Annotated in this window: 1 protein-coding gene and 1 pseudogene; both read right to left on the reverse strand. The window is 36.7% G+C overall.

What is annotated here, in order from left to right:
* Positions 1 to 170: 170 nt before the first annotated feature.
* Positions 171 to 917 (reverse strand): annotated as a pseudogene (pstB, locus tag IV513_RS15325) (phosphate ABC transporter ATP-binding protein PstB).
* Positions 918 to 1,077: 160 nt separating this feature from the next.
* Positions 1,078 to 1,764, reverse strand: a complete 687-nt coding sequence (gene pstA / locus IV513_RS15330) for a phosphate ABC transporter permease PstA (RefSeq protein WP_245168967.1) — start codon at positions 1,762 to 1,764, stop codon at positions 1,078 to 1,080.
* Positions 1,765 to 1,915: the final 151 nt, after the last annotated feature.

Genomic DNA, 1,915 nt, shown 5'->3' on the forward strand with positions numbered 1-1,915 from the left:
GATTGGTTTTAAACCAATTTATGCTTATTTTTGAAAAAAGGCTCAGATTATAAAATCCAAGCCTAACTTTTCTACTTACACACTTTACGGGATAGTGTCAATTTGCTAGTTTGAATACGTTCGCTTAATCGAAATCTACTTGCTTTTGCCCCATCATACTTTTATAAAACTTACCCGAAATGTCCACCAATATAATTTTTGGTTAATTCGTTTTGAGGATTTTGGAATATTTGCTCGGTTGCACCTTCTTCAATCACTTCTCCAAGATACATAAACACGGTTTTATCTGCAACACGCTGAGCCTGCTGCATATTATGAGTAACAATAACAATGGTGTATTGCTCTTTTAACTGATGAATCAGCTCTTCAATTTTTAATGTACTTATCGGATCCAGAGCAGAACAAGGTTCATCCATTAAAATAACTTCGGGGCGTAAAGCGACGGTTCGGGCAATGCACAATCTTTGTTGTTGTCCGCCAGAAAGTCGGGTGGCAGGTTTTTTGAGGTCATCTTTCACTTCATCCCAAATGTAACCTTCTTTCAGTGCTTTTTCTACGGTTGCATCGTCTGTTGGAAGATTATTAATTTTGAGTCCGTAAGTTATGTTATCACGAATACTCTTCGGGAAAGGATTGGCTTTCTGGAAAACCATTCCAATTCTTCTTCGGATATCAGTTACTTCAATTCCTTTTTGGTAGATATTTTATCCGTCTAGGGTTATGGTTCCGTCTATCTTCGCATCCGGATACAGATCGTGCATTCTATTAAAACAGCGCAGTAATGTACTTTTACCACATCCCGATGGACCGATAAGAGCCGTAACTTTATTGGTTTCAAACTGAATATTGACGTTTTTTAAGATATGTTTATTTCCGAAAGATAAATTCAGATTTTCGGCAGCAAGTTTAGTATTCATCTTTTCTGTATTTGTATCGAATGTAGAACGCTGTTAAATTCATTAAAAACACCACAATAATTAAAACTAATGCCGTTCCGTATGCAATAGGACGAACTTATTCAATAGATTGGTGCTGTGTAGATAGCATGTATAAATGGTATGGCAAAGCCATAAATTCCTAATTGGGACTTCCCAAAGCATTCGTAATATAAAATGCTGCCCCTGTAAATAAAATAGGAGCTGTCTCCCCTGCCGCTCGTGATAAAGTAAGTACAACACCTGTTAATATTCCGGACATTGAAGAAGGAAGTACCACATCCCGAATCGATTCGAATTTGGTAGCACCCACGCCTAAAGCTGCTTCACGCATACTTGCGGGAATTCGTAAGAGTGCTTCTTCGGTGGTTGTTATAACATAAGGAAGAGAGAGTAAACCCAACGTGAGCCCCGCGGAAAGTATGGATGTTCCGAAATTTAAAGCCTGAACAAATAATGCCAATCCAAATAATCCATAAATAATAGACGGAACTCCCGATAAATTTCTAATGGAAGCCCGTATTGTTCTTGTAAGAATGTTAGTTTCGGCATATTCGTTAAGATAGATGGCACAGCATACTCCAAACGGAATGGAAAAAAGTGCAGTAATTAAAGTTAAACATACGGTTCCAAGAATCGGTGTTAATACGCCGCCCTTCGTCATTCCTTCTGTTGGAAGTTGAGAAATAAAATCCCATGAAATTACCGAAATTCCTTTACTAAAAATATCGTAAAGAATGACCACGAGGAAAAAACACACCAATCCTGTACAAAACAAAAGAGTTCCCCATTCAATGATCGGGGTTATTTTTTTTAATTTAAGCGGCATGATATTTTCGAAATTTATTAATAAAACCCGTTGTGCATTTTAAATAATACTGACCCGTTGTGCATTATGAAATAAAAAAGTAAAAAGTTGTTCATTTGATTGAAAATCAGTAAATTGAATTAGCCATAATACATTTACAATGAACAACTTA

Origin of the sequence: Chryseobacterium sp. RR2-3-20 (assembly GCF_017808115.1) — a bacterium.
Classification (GTDB): Bacteria; Bacteroidota; Bacteroidia; order Flavobacteriales; family Weeksellaceae; genus Chryseobacterium; species Chryseobacterium oryzae.